The sequence below is a fragment of the uncultured Gemella sp. genome, from assembly GCF_963525165.1.
Classification (GTDB): Bacteria; Bacillota; Bacilli; order Staphylococcales; family Gemellaceae; genus Gemella.
Genome location: NZ_CAURJN010000034.1, coordinates 1 through 19,005, shown reverse-complemented (window position 1 = coordinate 19,005; position 19,005 = coordinate 1). Strand labels below are relative to the sequence as shown.

18 protein-coding genes are annotated in these 19,005 nt (G+C 29.0%); all 18 read right to left on the bottom strand.

What is annotated here, in order from left to right; all coding sequences use genetic code 11:
- Window positions 1-85: 85 nt before the first annotated feature.
- Entirely contained in the window at window positions 86-1,180 is a 1,095-nt protein-coding gene (locus tag RWQ74_RS07115) for an Abi family protein (protein ID WP_314397589.1), read from the bottom strand.
- A gap of 180 nt (window positions 1,181-1,360) precedes the next feature.
- Window positions 1,361-2,470 (bottom strand): glycosyltransferase, encoded by a 1,110-nt coding sequence (locus tag RWQ74_RS07110; RefSeq protein ID WP_314397588.1) that lies wholly within the window; start codon window positions 2,468-2,470, stop codon window positions 1,361-1,363.
- 11 nt (window positions 2,471-2,481) lie between these two features.
- Window positions 2,482-4,023: a hypothetical protein gene (locus RWQ74_RS07105; protein WP_314397586.1), complete on the bottom strand. Its 1,542-nt coding sequence runs from the start codon at window positions 4,021-4,023 to the stop codon at window positions 2,482-2,484.
- A 9-nt stretch (window positions 4,024-4,032) separates the two neighbouring features.
- Complete coding sequence (locus tag RWQ74_RS07100; RefSeq protein ID WP_314397585.1) at window positions 4,033-4,998, bottom strand: capsular polysaccharide synthesis protein; 966 nt, start codon at window positions 4,996-4,998, stop codon at window positions 4,033-4,035.
- Window positions 4,999-5,000: 2 nt separating this feature from the next.
- Window positions 5,001-5,996 (bottom strand): hypothetical protein, encoded by a 996-nt coding sequence (locus tag RWQ74_RS07095; RefSeq protein WP_314397584.1) that lies wholly within the window; start codon window positions 5,994-5,996, stop codon window positions 5,001-5,003.
- Window position 5,997: 1 nt separating this feature from the next.
- On the bottom strand, window positions 5,998-6,972 hold the full coding sequence (locus RWQ74_RS07090) for a glycosyltransferase (protein WP_314397583.1): 975 nt from the start codon (window positions 6,970-6,972) through the stop codon (window positions 5,998-6,000).
- A gap of 12 nt (window positions 6,973-6,984) precedes the next feature.
- The gene (locus RWQ74_RS07085; protein WP_314110810.1) at window positions 6,985-7,968 is read right to left on the bottom strand and encodes a glycosyltransferase; all 984 of its coding nucleotides are present in this window, start codon (window positions 7,966-7,968) and stop codon (window positions 6,985-6,987) included.
- A 2-nt stretch (window positions 7,969-7,970) separates the two neighbouring features.
- Window positions 7,971-8,957 carry a glycosyltransferase family 2 protein gene (locus RWQ74_RS07080; protein ID WP_314397582.1) on the bottom strand — a complete coding sequence of 329 codons (987 nt, stop codon included), beginning with the start codon at window positions 8,955-8,957 and terminating at the stop codon, window positions 7,971-7,973.
- Window positions 8,958-8,982: 25 nt separating this feature from the next.
- On the bottom strand, window positions 8,983-9,963 hold the full coding sequence (locus RWQ74_RS07075; protein WP_314397581.1) for a glycosyltransferase family A protein: 981 nt from the start codon (window positions 9,961-9,963) through the stop codon (window positions 8,983-8,985).
- A gap of 21 nt (window positions 9,964-9,984) precedes the next feature.
- Complete coding sequence (locus RWQ74_RS07070; protein WP_314397580.1) at window positions 9,985-11,067, bottom strand: glycosyltransferase; 1,083 nt, start codon at window positions 11,065-11,067, stop codon at window positions 9,985-9,987.
- A 10-nt stretch (window positions 11,068-11,077) separates the two neighbouring features.
- Window positions 11,078-11,893, bottom strand: a complete 816-nt coding sequence (locus tag RWQ74_RS07065; protein ID WP_314397579.1) for a glycosyltransferase — start codon at window positions 11,891-11,893, stop codon at window positions 11,078-11,080.
- A gap of 14 nt (window positions 11,894-11,907) precedes the next feature.
- Window positions 11,908-13,008 (bottom strand): EpsG family protein, encoded by a 1,101-nt coding sequence (locus tag RWQ74_RS07060; protein WP_314397577.1) that lies wholly within the window; start codon window positions 13,006-13,008, stop codon window positions 11,908-11,910.
- Window positions 13,009-13,038: 30 nt separating this feature from the next.
- A complete protein-coding gene (locus tag RWQ74_RS07055) occupies window positions 13,039-13,701 on the bottom strand; it encodes a CpsD/CapB family tyrosine-protein kinase (RefSeq protein ID WP_314110798.1) in 663 nt (220 codons plus the stop codon).
- A 5-nt stretch (window positions 13,702-13,706) separates the two neighbouring features.
- Complete coding sequence (locus RWQ74_RS07050) at window positions 13,707-14,393, bottom strand: hypothetical protein (protein WP_314397575.1); 687 nt, start codon at window positions 14,391-14,393, stop codon at window positions 13,707-13,709.
- Window positions 14,394-14,421: 28 nt separating this feature from the next.
- Entirely contained in the window at window positions 14,422-15,003 is a 582-nt protein-coding gene (locus tag RWQ74_RS07045; protein WP_314397573.1) for a sugar transferase, read from the bottom strand.
- Between the two features lie 45 nt (window positions 15,004-15,048).
- Window positions 15,049-15,780, bottom strand: coding sequence for a CpsB/CapC family capsule biosynthesis tyrosine phosphatase (locus RWQ74_RS07040; protein WP_314397572.1), 732 nt, complete (start codon window positions 15,778-15,780; stop codon window positions 15,049-15,051).
- A 1-nt stretch (window position 15,781) separates the two neighbouring features.
- Entirely contained in the window at window positions 15,782-17,230 is a 1,449-nt protein-coding gene (locus RWQ74_RS07035; RefSeq protein ID WP_314397571.1) for an LCP family protein, read from the bottom strand.
- A gap of 189 nt (window positions 17,231-17,419) precedes the next feature.
- A partial coding sequence (locus RWQ74_RS07030; RefSeq protein WP_314397570.1) for a MucBP domain-containing protein occupies window positions 17,420-19,005 on the bottom strand: 1,586 nt, incomplete at its 5' end.

The following is a 19,005-nucleotide window of genomic DNA, read 5'->3' as shown; positions in this document are numbered from 1 at the left end:
GTTATATCAACGTTTAGGAGCCTTTTGACTTCTGTAAAGTGTCAAACTCCGGATTGTATAGTTTTTTTTAAATTATGTCAAGGGATTACAAAATATATATTTCTCCCGACAGCATCTTCATCCATGATGTATATTTAGGACATCCCATTCTATTTAAAATTAAATAATTCAAATGTTTACCCTTTAAAATCCCCAAAGAAAAAATATTTTTTAAACAAATTTTTCTAAAAATAATTTTTAAATCAGACAAATCTACAAAAAAACTCAAAATTTTTAAGACATCATATAACTTTAAAACTGAAATTCTATTTCCAGTATTTTTAGGGGTTAGTCTAAAAACAGTACATAAAAGATTATTAACACAATACATAGTTGGTGTTCTAAATCTATTAGCTAAAAAATTATGAGCACAACTATTTCTTAAACATAATAAAAAATCAAACATATTTAAAAAAGCAGCCCTTTTATTTAATGGAAGTCCAAAGTCTTTCATTACTTCAGTCATAGTCGAATCCTTTAAATAATGTAGCAATCGTATACTTTCCCCGAAAGTTAAAGTTTCTATTGCTACCCAAAAGGGTACTGCAACATTAAAATTATCTACATTATCAGAATTCCGATAAACTGCTACCCCTTGAGGAGGTGTATAAGATAAGTCTGTATAAAATCCTGATTCAATATAATCATTTTTATTTATTAGATTTGATAAAAAATAAGGTTTAAATAAAATGAAATCATTAAAATGATGGTAAATAGCATAATTTTGCTCAGAAACAAATGGATATCTTGTTGAATAGGGACACGTTCTTGAATTTGCCGGATCCATATAATTCCTTTTATTTGTATACTGCATTGTATCATTTAAGGAACTACAATATTGACTTGCAAAATGATAAGCTATAGAGTTTTTTAATCTTTGCTCAACATAATTGAGTTTATTTACTATAATAGAATTTAGTTCTTTATCAAAATTATATATATTCAGAAAATCATTCAACTTGATTCCTTTATATTTCTTAGGAGCCCTTGAAGTTAATAATAAACTCTCTAGACCATTAAATAAATTAAAATAATTATATTTTATTAACACTTCTTCCATCTTATTATCATCAAATTGAAGTTCTCTGGATTTTAATTTATTAATTAGATTTTGCCTGGTTTCAAATGTTTTAATCCCCATTTTATAAATACTCCCTAAATATATTTATTTCATTTTAGCATATCTCCATATGTGTAAAAAGTAGCAAATCAGTATTACTAGATAACTTTTATATTCCTAAATATTTTTATATCAAAAGCCTGCTCACGATATATCGTAAACAAGCTTTTCTCAATACAGCTATTTTTTTGTTTCAACTCATTAATTCTTAAATAGTTCTTCTAAATTCCGAGTTGCAGATTCAATCTCATAGTCTGCTTCTACAATTTGATTTTTTACTTTTTCAGTATCCATTTCTCGACTATGGCGAACAGCTAAAATTTTATCTACCCATTTTTCAAGAGAATCCTTTAACGACAAGCTATTATCGTAATTCTCCAAAATCTTCGCATCTGGTAAATGACTTGCTGTGACAACGGGTAATCCATTGGCTTGAGCTTCAATTAATACAATGGGTAATCCTTCAAAATTAGATGGAAAGAAGAAGACATCTAGTAAATTTAACATTTCACCAATATTGCTTTTCAATCCTGTAAAAATGACTTTATCGGCTACTCCATATTGTTCTGCCAAATTTTGTAAAAAAGAAGTATCTCCTTTTCCTATAAAAATTAAACGAGAATTCGGTTCTTTTTTGACTAATTCAAAAAAAACCTTAACACAAAAACTTTGATTTTTTTGTTTTTCATATAAACGAGAAACTTGTCCTACTACTAAACAATCTTCTGGAATATGATATTCCTGTCGAAGTTGAACTTTTTTTTCTTCATCATATAAAAACTTTTCTACTTCAATTGCATTATGAATCACTAAGGCTTTTTCCCGTTCTCGACCGTGATAAAAATGATTCAACGCTTCTGTACCACATGCCCAAAAATCAGTTGCATATTTTCCAACAAAAAGTCGATTAATAGGATGAATAAAACGATAAAATTTATCAGCTGTGGCACAATGTCCATGTACAATTCTTTTTTCAATGCCATATTTTTTAGCTAATTTTAAAAATTCTAAGTGAGTCAAGCCATTTTGATTCGACCATAAAATATCATAACGATGCGCATTTTCTTTAAAGAAAATATCCCATTCTTTTAATGCCTGTTTTATATGAGGTCTTAACTTAGGAATTCTATGAAAAACTATCTTATTTCGGCAAAGTTTCTTAAAATGCTCACTAAAATCAACATCTTCCGGACCTTGTAATAAAAATTCCAGTTCAAATTCTGATCTATCAATATGATTATAAAAATCTACAACAATTTTTTCTAATCCTCCAATATCTGGAATTAAACCACAAACTAATATTCTTTTCATAAATTTTCTCCTTATTTTTTCAACTTTAATACTTTTTGAATCATCAGAATAATTTGTCTTCCACCTTCATGATTTCTGAATATGAGAATGTAGATACCCAATACTATTAGATAAAGAATAATTTTTATGACCAAACTATAAATGAAATCTAATTGGGTTAAAAAATAATAATCCAACAAACTAAAAAATAAAATACTTAATCCCGCTAAAATGAAATGTTGGATCATCGTTCTAAAATATTCTTTTGAGGAAGTTTTTAACCCATACTTAAATACGCTATACGGTTCATACCAAGTACAAGTCAGTAATGTTGATCCGATTGTTCCTAACAATATTCCGGCTACTCCTAACTCTAGAACTATTAAAAAGTATAGAGAAAGAAAAATATTTAGTAAAATTTCGGCAATGACTTTTTTATTTTGTTCATAACTTAATCCATGTACTGAAATCAACACTAAATTCGGTTGTCTATAAGCTGTAAGAAAAAAATTAATCACGATTACTATTTCAGTCCACTGATTAAAAGATAAGTTTTCTCCTAACCAAATAATAATAAATGGATGTACAAATAATAAGTAGCCAATGCTTGCAAAATAAATTAGGCTAAATGCAATAAATTGATATTTTTTTAGAAAACTGATTTTAGCTTCTAATGTTGTATCTTCTGAATGAATGAGATTCCCAATAGAAGATGTAATGGAACCCATCACTGTATTCACTAGCATGGCTACAAATCCTAAAACATATGTATAATTCCCGTAAATACCAATCGCAGCCAAATTAATAAATTTTGCCATCAAAATACTATCTGTTTGAAAAACAATCTTTGCTCCAATACTCCCCAAGGTATTTCCCTTAATATTTCGAATAAATTTTTCTTTTTCTTCTTGATTAATAGGGGTAATTTCTTCGTTATACAAATAATTGTATAATCGATCCACAATATACGACATAATCACATTCCCAATTATATTTAGAATAGTTTCTATTAATAAATAGAAAATAAAATTTTGGGTAAAGATAAGAATAGCTATTTGTAAAAATACTCGAAGCGTATTCAATCCGAAATTAATTAAATTCATAACATAATTTCTCTGATCTACATAAAGTAATGTTCGCTTATAGGCAAAAAAATAACTGGAACCCGAATTAAAGATAAATAAAAAAAAGATCCAGTACAATTCACTATTAATTGTATAGTCCTTAATTAAATTAGGAAGAAATAGCGATAAAATACCACCAAAAACGAAAATTGAAACACCAATTATTCTATATAATTTTTTGAATAATATCATAAAGGCATTAATTTTTCCGTGTTCTTCTCTAACTAATGGTGAATAAAGAGCGTAACTCATTGCTTCCCCAATTCCTAGTTCTGCTAAAGACAAAATAGACACGATACTAGTTAAATAACTACTTAATCCTAAATAAGTTACCCCAAGAATACTTACAAAAATTGTTCGGTTAATAAATCCAATAATAACTGAAAATGGTTGAATGGCAAGAGCTATACTTGTATTTAAAGTGGCAAATTCTGTTCTACTTCTTTTCATGCATTCCCTCTATTCATTTAATTCTCCATAAAAAAGCTTATATAAATAAGATTGAGGAATTAATTCCTCTGGATTAATTTTATATGTAGTTTTCATAATCGGTGTTGTTTTTAACACTTCTGTCCATACATTTTCATCAAAAATATCATTAGCATGATCTCTTAAAAACCATACTCTCTCAGCAGGAGCTAAGACTGGTAATTCGTCCACTAGGTCTTTAAGTTCATCATTTAATTCATATTCAGATAAAATAAAATAGTCCATCATCAAATAATGAATGAAAACCGGATATTTGCGGATGAAGTAAATATATAAATCCCGAATATGTTTAAAATATAATTTTTCTTTTTTCCCTGCTAGTAAGAAACCAGACCATTTATAATCTCCAATAGCACGTTCCCATTTCTCTGGCAATATCGGTGGATGATTCATACTAAAAAATTCTCCTTCAAACATTTCTAATGTTGCATAAGGAGATACATATAATGTTGCATCCATCCATATTCCACCATATTGATAAAGTAGACTAAATCGTATAATATCTGAGTAATGCGCAGCAGTTAATTCTTTTCTCTTATACTTTTCTATGATATCGGTTGGAATATCTATAAAATCAACAAGATTTTCATCCGTTAACAAAATAAATTCACAACCATTTCTTTTTGCAAAGTCCTTTATTGTCTTCGTTGAAGCTTTTACTACCTCAGGCATGTTAGCTTCTCCTTGTTGCCACATTGTCCAAATCATTTTTGGAAATTCTGAAGTCACTTCTAACAACTCATCATTTGAATAGTCTATTTTAGATTCTTTTCGTAGTTTAAGTACAAAATCTAAAAGAATCCTTTTACTAAAATCATAGTATTGAGTATTTGATTGTTGTGTAAGATAATACGTGAACGTTAATTTAGGACCATAGTATCTAAAAATCTGATGATATCGAGTGATTTTTTCTTGTAACGATTGTAGTTTCAACATTTCTACAATTTCCTTTCACATTTTTCTAATGCTACTTTTAGATAATGTCCATTACGAATATTATCTCCTATTTTTTTACTATTTCTTATCAATTCTTCATACTCATCATTACTAATAGAGTCTAAACGTTCTGCAATCTCAAATAAAGAATCCACTAATATTCCGCAATTATTTTTTGTCACGAAGTCACTAAGAGCGGACTGTCTCCACGCAATAATTGGAAATCCAGAAGCTAAATATAGAGAAGCTTTATGTGGATTATTCATTTTTAAATATTCTCCAAACATTCCACTACAAGTATAAGGACTATCCCCATCCCATACTAAACCAAAACCACCTTCTAAATAATATGGAAGTTCTTCAGGAGAAAAAGCTCCCTTATAATGGACGTTTTGAGGAAGTTTCTCTTCTTCAAAGTTAATCCCAAAAATTGAAAATTCTGGATTATCAGGTAATTGTCTTGCATATTTTGCTTTTTTTATATCAAAATTTCCTGCTACTACCACCGTACGCTTCTCATAAGTTTTTTTCTCTTCAAAATGAGGAATTAGATAATCAAATATTTCTAATGAAATAATCTTTTTCTCTGGTATTCCCAATTGAACAAGTACATCTTTCATCTTATCATTATGTGCAATGATTCCATCCACTCTTTCTAGTACCGTCTTATTTTGCAAAAAATGAAGAAACGCATATTTAACATCTTGGAAAGATTTAATAGATCTGTTTCTCAGTGATTCAATATCATGAATAAGAAGATAAGCTTTGAATTGACGTTTTCTCAATAATTTCATTAAAATTAACGCTTTTAATGAATGCCATAATAATGGAAACTGTAAAACTAGTACATCATTTTCAGTCAATGTAATAGAATTTGAATCATTATTTTGAAAAAAAGGATGATATCCTGCTTCTATCATTATTTTTTCAGCATCTAATCTAGCTTTAGATCCTGCATGATTCTCCTTCGCATAAAATTCTTTTAAGTAATATTTCATGCTACTTCATTCCTTTCCATACACCTCTTATAAAATATTTTTCTACTCTCCATTGAATCGCTCCAGCAACTCTAGAAATAAAAACAATATTTTGAGGGAATAACTGATACGCTCGCATGACCAATGAACGACTTGATCCTTTTGCATATCGATTTAAATACTCTACATATTTTTCTTTATAAGGATTCCCCTCAAATATGTGATAATCAACAACATGCATCAAAACTAAGTGGAATAAGCGACGATGAATATACGCAAGTGAATCTGTATCACCTTGATATAATTGCTCCAACTTATCACAAATCGTAAATAAATCTAAATTTTTTATATTAAATTCTCGATTCATTGTACTACCTTGTCTAACACGATAATAATAGCCAATATAATTAATTTTCACCATTTTACGAATATGTTTTAAAATTCCAATACCAGCGAAAACATCTTCGTATATAACCCCTTCCGAAAATGGAAAATTGATTATCACTTCTCTTCGATAAAGTTTAGCAACAGGATTTAATCGAACAATATTATCTCTGCATAAAGAAATCAAAGCTTCTTTAGAGTTCCCTTGAAAAATAATTTTCACATTTTTTGGTGTTGATAACTCTAATTCTTGTTTTTCGTTCGTATACCAACACTCAACAATATCAATATCTTCAGAAGTCATTTGTTTCAGCAATTGTTCCAACATATCCTCTTTAAGAACATCATCACTATCAACAAATGAAATAAATTCACCCTTAGATTCAGCCATTCCAAGATTTCTCGCTACACTTTGTCCTTTATTTTCCTGACTAACTAACTTAAAACGGCTGTCCTTTTCGCAATACCTCTCACAAATTTCTTTTGATCTATCTGTTGAGCCATCATTGACTAATATCACTTCAATATCGGTATAGGTTTGACGTTTAATACTTTCAAGACATTCTTCTAAATATTCTTCAACATTATAAACTGGTACAATAACGCTAATCAAATTTATAACCCCTTATATATTCGCTTTTTTCTTATTCACAATAGATATGTACTTAAAATACAAAATGAAAAGGTATCGTGAAAAAAATTTTGGACATTTTAAATACCATCTTAAAATTCTACAACTTCTGAGAACCTCGGATGATTTCTTTGCAATATTTGCATATTTTTTTATATGGTCGCAATAAGACTTATAATAAATATGATTCTTTCGAATGTTGTAGAAAAGGAGATGTTCAATTATTACCAAAAATGTGAACCTACCGATATATGGAAATAATTCATGATTTTGGAATTCTTCCAATAATGAATCACATATTTTAAAAACATCCAGATTTTTTTCACTATATTTTTTTCTCATAATACTATCTTGACGTACTCTATAAAAATAGCCAATTGTATCAATAACGACCATATTTCGAATATATTTTAAATTGGTAAATCCTGTGTAAGTATCTTCATAAATAAGACCTTTTAAGAATGGAACAGCCTCTGCAATGTTTCTTCTATAAAGTTTAGACCACGCAAAAAAGCGAACTGCTCCATAATTCAGACAGTTTGAAAGAGCCTCAGAAGAATTTCCTTGAAATACGATGTTTGGATTTGTTTGGAGTGTTAAATATTCTTTATTGGAAGAAAAATTACATCCTACAATGTCGACATTATCTATCATAAATGTTAGCAACGTTTCTAAAATATCGACTTTAATTACATCATCGCTATCAACAAAGAATATATATTCACCTACTGATTCTTGTAGTCCTACATTACGCGCTTCACTCAATCCCTGATTTACTTGATTAATCAACTTAAAACGGCTATCGTTTTTACAATACAATTCACATATTTCTTTTGAACCGTCAGTTGAACCATCATTCACTAATATGACTTCAATGTTTTTATGAGTTTGATATTTAATACTATCTAAACATTCCTCTAAATATTCTTCCACATTATAAACAGGTACAATTACACTGATCAATTTATGAACATCCAATTTTATTCTCCTTTAATCACTAATTCTTTTAGATGTTTCAGCCTTCCCCATGTTTTATATACAAATGGAAAAGTGTATCGAAGATATAAACTAGGTGCTAATTTATACATTCTTATCATTTTACTACTCCTTGCTACTTCAGGAGATTCTTCCACAATTGCGACATACTGTTTCAATTTTTCTTCATACATCGATTGGTATGGATTAATCTTTTCAGTGAAATAATTATGATGAGTCGTTACAATTTGGACTAAAAATTTTCCGATATAGGGTAATAATTTTTTATCCGAGGAGAACAATTCAACTAATTTATCACTACTAATAAAAACATCTAGATTTTTTTCGGAAAATTTTCTATGCATCGTACTGTTTGAACGTTCTCTATAATGGTATCCTACATAATCAATTTTCACCATTTTACGGATAAATTTTAGAATTCCTACTCCATGATATATATCTTCAAAAATAACACCATTTAAAAATGGAAAATTCTCTAATAGATTTCTTCGATATAATTTAACAACTGGACTATATGATAAGCCGTAATTACAAGATTCTATAATTGCCTCTTCCGAATTCCCTTCAAATACTATTTGAATATTCTCTTTTTGGCTAAGTTTATTAAAAACACTTCTAACAGCTCTATATTCACACTCAACTAAATCGATTCCTTCAGTCATATAGCGATTTAAAATTTCTACATATTTTGTAGAAATAACATCATCACTATCCACAAAAGTAATGTATTCACCTGTCGAAACAATTACTCCATTATTTCTAGCAGCACTTTGTCCTTGATTCTCTTGATTAATCAACTTAAACCTACTATCCTTCTGGCAATATCTCTCACAAATTTCTTTTGAACCATCAGTAGAACCATCATTAACTAATACCACTTCGATATCTGTATAAGTCTGCTTGCAAATACTTTCTAGACATTCTTCTAAATATTCCTCTACGTTATAAACGGGTACGATTATACTAATCATAAAATAATTTCCTTCTCATTCACTATTATTCTTCTATCTCTACTTCTTTAACACCATTTTTTAACTTCCAAAGAAAATGATAAATTGGAAAAATTAGCGAATTATAATATTTTGGACATATATTATAAAGCTTAATAAAACGTGTATTTCTAGCTAATTCAGGATTTTTCTTTGTCAAATTTACATACTCTGCTAATTTCTGATTGTAGAATTTTGCATATGGATTACCTCTCTTGATATCATTCTGATAATGCATTGTTGCTTTATGTACTAAAAAACTTCCAATATAAGGAAGAAGTTCCTCCCTATCAGAATACAGCTCAACTAATTTGTCACAAACAGTAAATACATCTAATTTTTTTGTACTAAAATCTTGATGCATCGTACTAGTTTGATGTTGTCTATAATAATAACCTATATAATCAATTTTTATAATTTTTCGAATATATTTTAACATTCCAATACCACAATAAATATCTTCAAAAATTAAGCCTTCTGGATAAGGTAGTGATTCAACAATTTCTCTTCTATAAAGTTTAGTAACTGGATTAACACTTAAAACATGATTCGGAAAGATTTTTACCGCTTCATTTGAATTCCCTTCAAATAGAATCGTTGTTTCTTTAGAATTTTCAACAAGAAAATCTTTTTTAGATACAGTAAAGTTACTTTCAACAATATCTACTTCTTCAGTCATATATTGCATTAACTTTTCTAAATAATTTTTCTGAATGATATCATCGCTATCTACAAATGCAATAAACTCCCCTTTTGAAGCTGCTACACCAACGTTTCTTGCAGAACTTTGACCTTGATTAGTTTGATTCAGTAAATAGAATCGACTATCCTCTTCACAATATCTCTCACAAATTATTTTAGAATGATCTGTAGATCCATCGTTCACTAATATAACTTCGATATCTGTGTAACTTTGCTGTTGAATACTGTTGAGACATTCTTCTAAATATCTTTCTACATTATAAACGGGTACAATTACACTAATCATAAGTCATTTCCTTTCAAATAATTATTTAGCATCATTCAATCCCTTTTTATACAATTCTTTTAATTGTTGAAAATTTTCAACGATATTAAATCGTTGTAATTCTTCTCCAAGAGGTCTTTCATTCGCTAAAACAGGTGTATGTTCAATATAAGTTTTCCATTTATTTTTTTCTAAAGGCATAGAAGTACATAGTTTATCCACTATTTGAGTAGTTACATCGATGGTTTCATTCATTATAACATTTAGCCCAGCACACTGTGCTTCAACTAAAACCATCGGAAAACCTTCAAATAAAGAAGGAAAAGCAAAAATGTCAAAAGCTGAATAAAACTTATATACATCATTTCTGTTTCCTGTAAATATAACATTCTTCAAGCCCGTACATTTTTCTTCCAGCTTCAAACGATTTGGACCTTCTCCAACTAATAGGAAAATAACATCGGGTAACTCTTTAGCAATCTCAATTAAGAAGTTCTGATTTTTTCTTGTATCTAAGATTCCTACCATCCCAACTACTTTTTGATGTTCAGGAATTAGAAATTCTTTTCGAATTTCTTCTCGATACATAGTAGAAAACTTAAATGTATCAATCTGAATCGCATTCGGAATAATCTGAAAGGATTTATTTCCAAAAATTTTCTCTCCAGCTAATTGTCCACAAGAAATTCGATGCGTTGCATTTCTTAATGCTAAAAAAACTAATAATCGATTTCGAATACTTTTTACCCAAGTATCTGAAAACTGACTATTATGATTATGATAAATTCGAACCGGAACGCCATTTTTTTTAGCATAGTAATTATGGATAAAAGCCGTAATTGGATTATCCACATGTAAAATATCAATAGTGTTTGTTTTATAAAACTCTCTACATTCTCTAAAATAATCGAATACTTTAGATATCTTTAATTCAGGAAATACAATCCGTTCAATTCCAATTCCATCTAAGTATTGATTAAAAGGAAAATGAGCATCTCCATTCGATTCAGCAACCATATATTCAAATTCTTCATCCTCTACTTGAATATGATTTTTAATAAAACTTTGAACTCCAGTTGCACTTCCATCAACTGCTCCTAAAACATGCATCACTCGATATTTCATCTACTCACCTCTATACTTCTTCTCGTAATCTTCTCTTATAAATCCATTTTCTAAACTGATTCGGTAACAATCTAATTACATTTCGAATAAAAACATTTCTTACAAATTCAAATAAATGAATATCTCCTCTACGAAAAAAATCTAATTGTAGAATAAAATCTGTCTTCACATACAATAATCCGCCTCTTCTTAGATAGCTAGAATCATTTGTTTGCATCACAACTAAAGGTTCTTGAATATTATAAAAATCTTTGGTTGGATTATCATGTAATAATCTCATCGTTAGATCATAATCTTCCAAATATCGAAATTCACGATAATTACCCGATTTTAAAATATACTCTTTTTTCATCATACTAGAAGGATTATTAAAGGGATTTCTCATTTTCGAATACCGACGAATTTCCTCCGTAGTTTCAGGTACTTTCTTTAATGCAGTAAACTCTGTATTCTTCTCTAAAATATTAGAACCAACCATAATAAGATTTGGATTTTCTTCGAATACTTTTAATTGTTTTTCAAATCTTGTAGCTACACAGTAATCGTCGCTATCCATTCTAGCAATTAATTCTGTTTGACATTTTTTCACACCAAAGCGTGACGTTGGTCCTGATCCTAAATTTTCAGGTAATTGATAAACTAGTAAAACAGGTATTTCTTTTTTTAGTAGATCAATTTCTTCATTTAAAGCTGCTGTCAATTCTCCATCACAAATTAAAATAATTTCCTTAGGTTTTATAGTTTGTTGATAACAACTCAGGATACTTTTTCTCAGATTTTCCGGAATTTCTTTTTTATAAACGGTTATTAAAACTGAAAATTCCATTTATACACCTCTTCTTAATTTCCAATCAACCAATCGGTTATAACCGAACGATACGGAACAATTTGATACCATTCCGGTTTAAAATAAATAAATACTAATAAAATTACGAAATAAATAATAACAGTAACATAGAACAATATCCATCTTAACTTTTTCTCTGTAATCTTATACAAAACCATTGGAATATATAATGTTACGATTGGAGAAATATAAAAAACAAATCTTTCTAATAATGCCGTTTGTAATGTCGTCATTGTCAGTATTAAATTTATAAAAAATAATGTTTTAATCGCTTCTTCTCGTTTCGTTAAAAGTTGGTTTTTCATAACTAACTCACCAAATACAAATATCAACCCATACAGAATGGTTAATAACACTGGAGCCCATTTATTACTTTCTATAAACCAAGAGGATTCTAAATATGAGATATATTGAGGAAAAACACTAATAATAGTTGCAAAAAGTATTTTAGTAAATGGTAATAACGCTAAAGTGATTAAAAGCAGAACACTGTAGTATTTATAATTCAGTTTTACATTTTTAAAAAGTAAAAATAAAATACAAATCACTCCAGAACTATGAAACAATGGAGCTAATAAAATACAAATTATTCCTCTAATATTTTTCTTTTCAAACAAAAAGTAAAATCCTAAGAAACCAATAGCAACAGCTAAACCTTGACGAATATTTGAGAAGGAATATAGAAACATCCCTAAAGAACTAAAATAAATCATTAAACTAATATATATATTTTTAGAATACTTCGACAGAACATAGAACCAAATCAATAAGGTAATAATGGCAAAAATAAATAAGAATACGGTATATTGATCTGTCAAACTACGGATAATTTGATTACTTAAAATATATCCAGATTCAAAGCGAGACTTAAAAAAATTTGAGAAGCCAGGGAGTTTCAAAGCATTTTTCTCAAAAATAGATACATAAACATGCAAATCACTTCCTACACTAGATTTTCTAAATCCATCGATTACTAAAAACAAAATAAAAGTTGGAAATATAAAAAATTTAAGTTCTGATTTTTTATCCTCAAAAAACAAAGAGAGGAACGCCAAAAAAGTCAGATAAATAAATATAAAAATATAAACTAGCATATGGTTTCCTTTCTTTGTTTGTATTATCAATTAATATTCATAATAGTAATAATAATTATCCCCATCAGTTAATTTTAATTTATTCATAACTGTTCCTAGGAATCTAGCTCCAACATTATCTAATCGTTTTCTTGCTTCAATAATTTGTCTTCTTTTAGTTCTTTTATTATCTACAACTAAAATTGTAGCATCTGCAATTCTAGCTAATATTTGAGCATCAGTAGCTGCAAGTAGAGGTGGAGTATCAATAATCACATAATCATAATAATCCACAAATGCTTTAAGACATTGTTCCATAGTGGTACTTGCCAACATTTCCGATGGATTAGGTGGAATTGGACCTGATGTTAGAACATCTAAATTTACATCTAAAATATTTAAACGTTGAATCGCTTCAGCACCAACTTCTCTCAATAAGAATTTACTCAATCCAACAGTATTTTTTGTTCCAATAATTTTATGTTGAGTGGGTTTTCTCATATCTGCATCAATAATCAAAACTTTTTTCTTTTGTTGAGCCAATGAAGCTGCAAGATTAATACTTACTTCACTTTTTCCTTCATTTGGATTAGAACTGGTCACAACAATCGTTTTAATACTCTGTCCATAATTTGAAAATTGAATATTACTTCGTAATGTTTTAAAAGATTCTGATGCTATTGACTTATTATTATGAATAACTTCAATATACATATTTCTTACCTTCTCTCTTTTTTCTCTATTACTGGAATCATTCCAAGTGTCGGTACACCCGTTAATTCTTCTAACTCATCTGAAGAATCAATCGAATCACTCATTACATAACGAATAAAAATAATATTAAAAGCAATAAATGAAAATACAACAAATGCAATCAACATATTTTTCCATAAAACCGGATAAATTGGTCTTAAGCTACCTTGTGCTTCTGATACAATTGCTAAATCATCACGACCAAATTTTTCTGTCGTAAACTGCTTATATTGCTTCACATATTGTTTAATATATTGATCTGCTAAGTCTCTATCACTCGCCTTAATCGTTAATGTCATTAATTGCGATCCGGAATCGTTGGTTAATTTAATACTTTTAATTTTAGAAGCATCTTCCGAAGATAATTCTAAAGCTTTATCTGTTGCTTCTTTTACAGGGGATAATGCTGCAATTTCTAAGTATGTTTTTGCTTGTCTCTGAAATAAATTTAATGCTTCCATCACTTGAGAATCATTTTTCTCACTATTCATAATTTTTAAAATAAGAGTAGAAGACACACTATAAACAGGTGTAATTGCAAACATTGTATACAATGTCACTCCTCCTACTCCCAATAAAATAAATATGATTAAAAATAATAATTTTGACTTAATTACACTATATATTTTTGTCATATTATTAGAAATATCCATTTTTTATACTCCTCTTCCTTTCATTCTATTATCTAGAACCTTCACCCGTAAATACAACCTTTATTGTTTTAAATAAAATTAATATATCTAATTTGAAATTCTCATGTTCAATATAATATTGATCGTATTTTAATTTTTCTTTTGGTGATAATTCATAACCACCATTTACTTGAGCCCATCCAGTAATACCTGGTTTAACAGCTAATCGATCATTGAAATCTGGAATTTCTTTTAAAAATTCCTCAATAAATTCAGGTCTTTCTGGACGAGGACCAATAATGGCCATTTCTCCTTTAATAATATTAATTAATTGAGGTAATTCATCAATTCTAATTTTTCGAATAATTGCACCTACTTTTGTAATTCGTGAGTCTTTCTTTTCAGCCCATTTATGTCCATCCTTTTCTGCGTCATTATACATAGAACGTAATTTATAGATTTTAAATTTATTTCCATTTAATCCTACTCTTTCTTGGATATACAATGGATTACCATTTGTCTCTAAAATTATGAAAAATGCACTTATTAAACAAATTGGTATTGCAGGTACTAGTAAAACTATACTAAAAAAGAAATCTGTTAATCTTTTTAATCCTCTGTATTTATTCATATTATCCTCTTCTACATTAATCATATTTACCCAACTATTTTATTACTATAATATCTGATTTTGAATAATCTTGTTTGGATTTTCTACAAATAACTCTCTCGCTCTTTTTAAACCATATTTTTTTGAGATAATATCATATGCTTCTTTCATATATGGAGGTCTTTTTGTAAGATTATGCATATCACTAGCTATGAAATGCACCAAATCCTTATCGAGAAAATACTTTGCTCGTTTTTTCAAAGCTCTATGCTTATCATGAAAAAATCTTGGCTTTAATATACTTGAACTATTGACTTGGGTATAGCACCCCATAGCAATTATCTCTTTCAAATATTTTTCATTATTTTCAAGCGCATGATAACGTTCTATATGTGCTACAATTGGTGTTAATCCTAACATTAATAGATTTTTTAAAGCATTCCTAATCTCCCAAAAGGATGTGCTCCTACCAAACTCAATTAGTACATAAGATGTTTTATTTATACATGGAATTTCTCCAATTTTTAATTTTTCAAGCATCTCGTTTGAGTAATAGACTTCTGCACCATATAGAATTGTTAAGTCTGGTGCAATTTCTTGTACAATTTCTTGTACACGCCTAAAGTTTAATTGAATCTTTTCTTCAAGAGTTTCAAACATTCCTATTCTACGATGTGATGTAGCAACAATAGTTCGTACGCCTTGATGATACGCCTCTATTAAAAGCTGTTCACTTTCTTCTAATGTTTTTGGTCCATCGTCCACACCAAAAATAATATGCGAATGAAGATCAATCATATTATCTTCCCTCCATGATAGCCTTCATGGCATCTTTAATCGATTGTAACTTATTTTCATCAATTTCCATCATATACAACTGACTATTCGGCATCGCATATGAAGGTAAATCCATTCGACCAACTCCCGTTAAATCAATGGATTCCACACTATATAAGCCACCTGTTTCTAACTGACTATTTACAAGATTCATCATCGTAACAAACGGCATATTTGTTTGAATAGAATCTTGTATCCCTTGCATAATTTCACTAAAATTCGATAGCGCTTCAGTAGAAGTTAATTTACGTATAATAGCAGTAATTACTTTTTGCTGATTTCGTCCTCTATCACGGTCTCCATCCGTTAGTGCATAACGTTCACGAACAAATCCTAACGCTTGATCTGCATTTAAATGAATTCTTCCGGCAGCATAATATTGACCATTATGTTCTGCCGTAAAAGCTTTATCATTATCGACATCAATTCCACCCAAATAATCAATTAATTTTAGAAACGAAGTAAAATTCAATCGAACATAATAATTAAGATCAATATTATAAAGATTTTCTAATGTTTTAATAGAAGCATCTACCCCATAAATTCCAGCATGAGTCAATTTATCCTTTTGATTATTACCTCCAATCGCTATTGGAACATAAGAATCCCTTGGAGTAGTAGTAATTAACACTTTTTTCGTTTTAGTATTAACTGTTAAAATAATATTCACATCTGATCGAGAAACTTCATTAATTGAACCATAGGTATCAATCCCACTAACATAAATATTAAAGCTATCTCCTTTATTCATTTTAGGACCTTTAACTTTTTTCGTTAATTTTTTAACATATAATTTTTTAATCTTTGATAAGTAATCAGGATGCTCTGTTTCAATAATTTTTTCAAAAGCTTCATTGAGTACAATTGCTTCTGTTTTCCCAGCAATCAAACTATTATATGCATCTAAGTAGGAGCTGATTTTTTCAAGTTCTATGATTTTATTTTGCTTTATTTTAATCTCATCTACAAATTTTAAAATATTCTCTTCGTCAATATCAATTGGAGCAGTGACCTTCTTTAGTTGATTAATTTCATTAATAGGACTATCTGCTAATACTGCAACACTCATCGAGTAACTTGAAGTCGTTGCTGATTCATTCATCTGGTTTGCAAATTCAACAAATTGATAAATTGAAAAAATTGCAATAAGATTTAACACATTAAAAATTATTAGTAAAATACGTGTATTTTTCTTTGATTTTTTTGAAAAATAGAAATTTCTAATACTAAAACTTGCAACAAATACTAATAATAGTGTTACTAAAATATTTAAATAACGGAATGCCAATATTTTATAACTAAATATGAATACTAATAAGATAATCGATAAAATTATATAAGTAACTAACAATCCTATCTGAAATCTTTGTTTTGTTTTACTAAGATATTTCTTTTTAGAATGTTTTTTCACATGACACCTCCATTATTATTAAATTCTATTATAAAACAATAGAATGGAATATTCCAATATTTGATAACCATTTTTTTCTATTCGTACTAAAAAAGCCCTCCGAATGATTCGGAGAGCTCCCTTAGTGTCTTGATTGATTAATCTGTCTTTGAAATAAATCAATACAAATACTTAGTTTTAGAAAAAATATTACTCTTCTTCTTTTTTCTTACCAGGCATTACAATTCCCAATCCTGCAAGAATTGAAGCTGCTGCAGCTCCAAAGATTGTTACTTCTTCTCCAGTACCAGTATTTGGTAACTCATTCTTACGTTGTTCTACTGTTGCTGGTAATTGAGCTATTTGACGATATACGTGACGTACATTGCCATTTGCATCTGTTTCTGTACGAACAAATTCGTATCCTGCAATATTATCTTGAGGATGTTGACCTTGTTTTGTTGTTTGAACAGCCTTACCATTTTCATCTACATATGAAGTTTGTTTTTCATTCACTTCAGAAGTAGTTGAATTTACTTTGCGATAAATATGAGTAGTATTTCCATCTTTATCTTCTTCAGAATGATCATACACATATCCATTAATTACAGAGTGTTCTTTCTTACCATTTTCTTGTGTTTTGATAATATTTCCGTCTACATCTTTCCAAATAGTTGTTTGACCATTTTCAGTATTAGGTATTAAAACTGTTGAAGAAGATTTCTTAGTATATACATGGATTGTATTTCCTTTTTCATCTTTCTTCGTTTCTTTGAACACATATCCTGAGATTTCTTCTTTAGATTTTGTTCCTTTTTCTGATGATTTGATCTCTTTACCATTTTTATCGACATAACTTGTTACGACTTGACGATATACATGGATTGTATTCCCTTTTTCATCTTTCTTCGTTTCTTTGAACACGTATTCTGAGATTTCTTCTTTAGATTTTGTTCCTTTTTCTGATGATTTAATCTCTTTACCATTTTCATCAACGAATTTCGTTTCAACTTTACGGTATACATAGTCGACAATTGTAGCACCTTCGACAACTTCACCTTTTTCAACGGAAGTATCTGAAGTTTTTACAAGTTCATATACATCTCCATTTTCAGCAATAATAACTGTAGGTTTATTGTCAGTTGTGTCATATTTTTCACCAACTAATGTTGCATCAGTATCTACTACTACATTTGGAACATCTTTTCCTTCTGGAGTTTTTCCTGAGATTAAGTTACCATCTTCATCTTGATAATTCACTAATACTACTCCAACGTGTGCTTCTGGTAATTCTTCTGTATTATTCAACATTTCATAAACATAAGTTACAACAGAAGTTCTACCTTTAACACCTGATTGTTCAGCATCAGAGTCTTTCGTAACTTTCTTCAGTGTATAAACCTTACCATCTTTTGTAGTAATTGTTTGTGGTCTATTGTCAGTTGTATCGTATTTAGTATTTAATGGTGCATTTGATGTATCCAATACTGTATTTCCTACTTCTTTACCTGTATCAGTAATACCTGAAATTGGACGTCCAAATTTATCAGTATAAAGGACTACTACACTTCCGTAATTACGTTTTGGTTCTGATTCTTTGACTTCTTCATAAACATAAGTAATTGTTTGTTCTTTATCACTTACTTTACCTTTTTCAGAAGCTGAACCAGCTTTTGTTTCTTTCAATAGATATACTTTACCATCTTTTTCGATACGTTCAGACTTAATAGTTTCTGTTGAAGCATCATAAGCAGTTCCAACTAATGTATCTTTTGGTTGTACTGTTTGTGAATCTT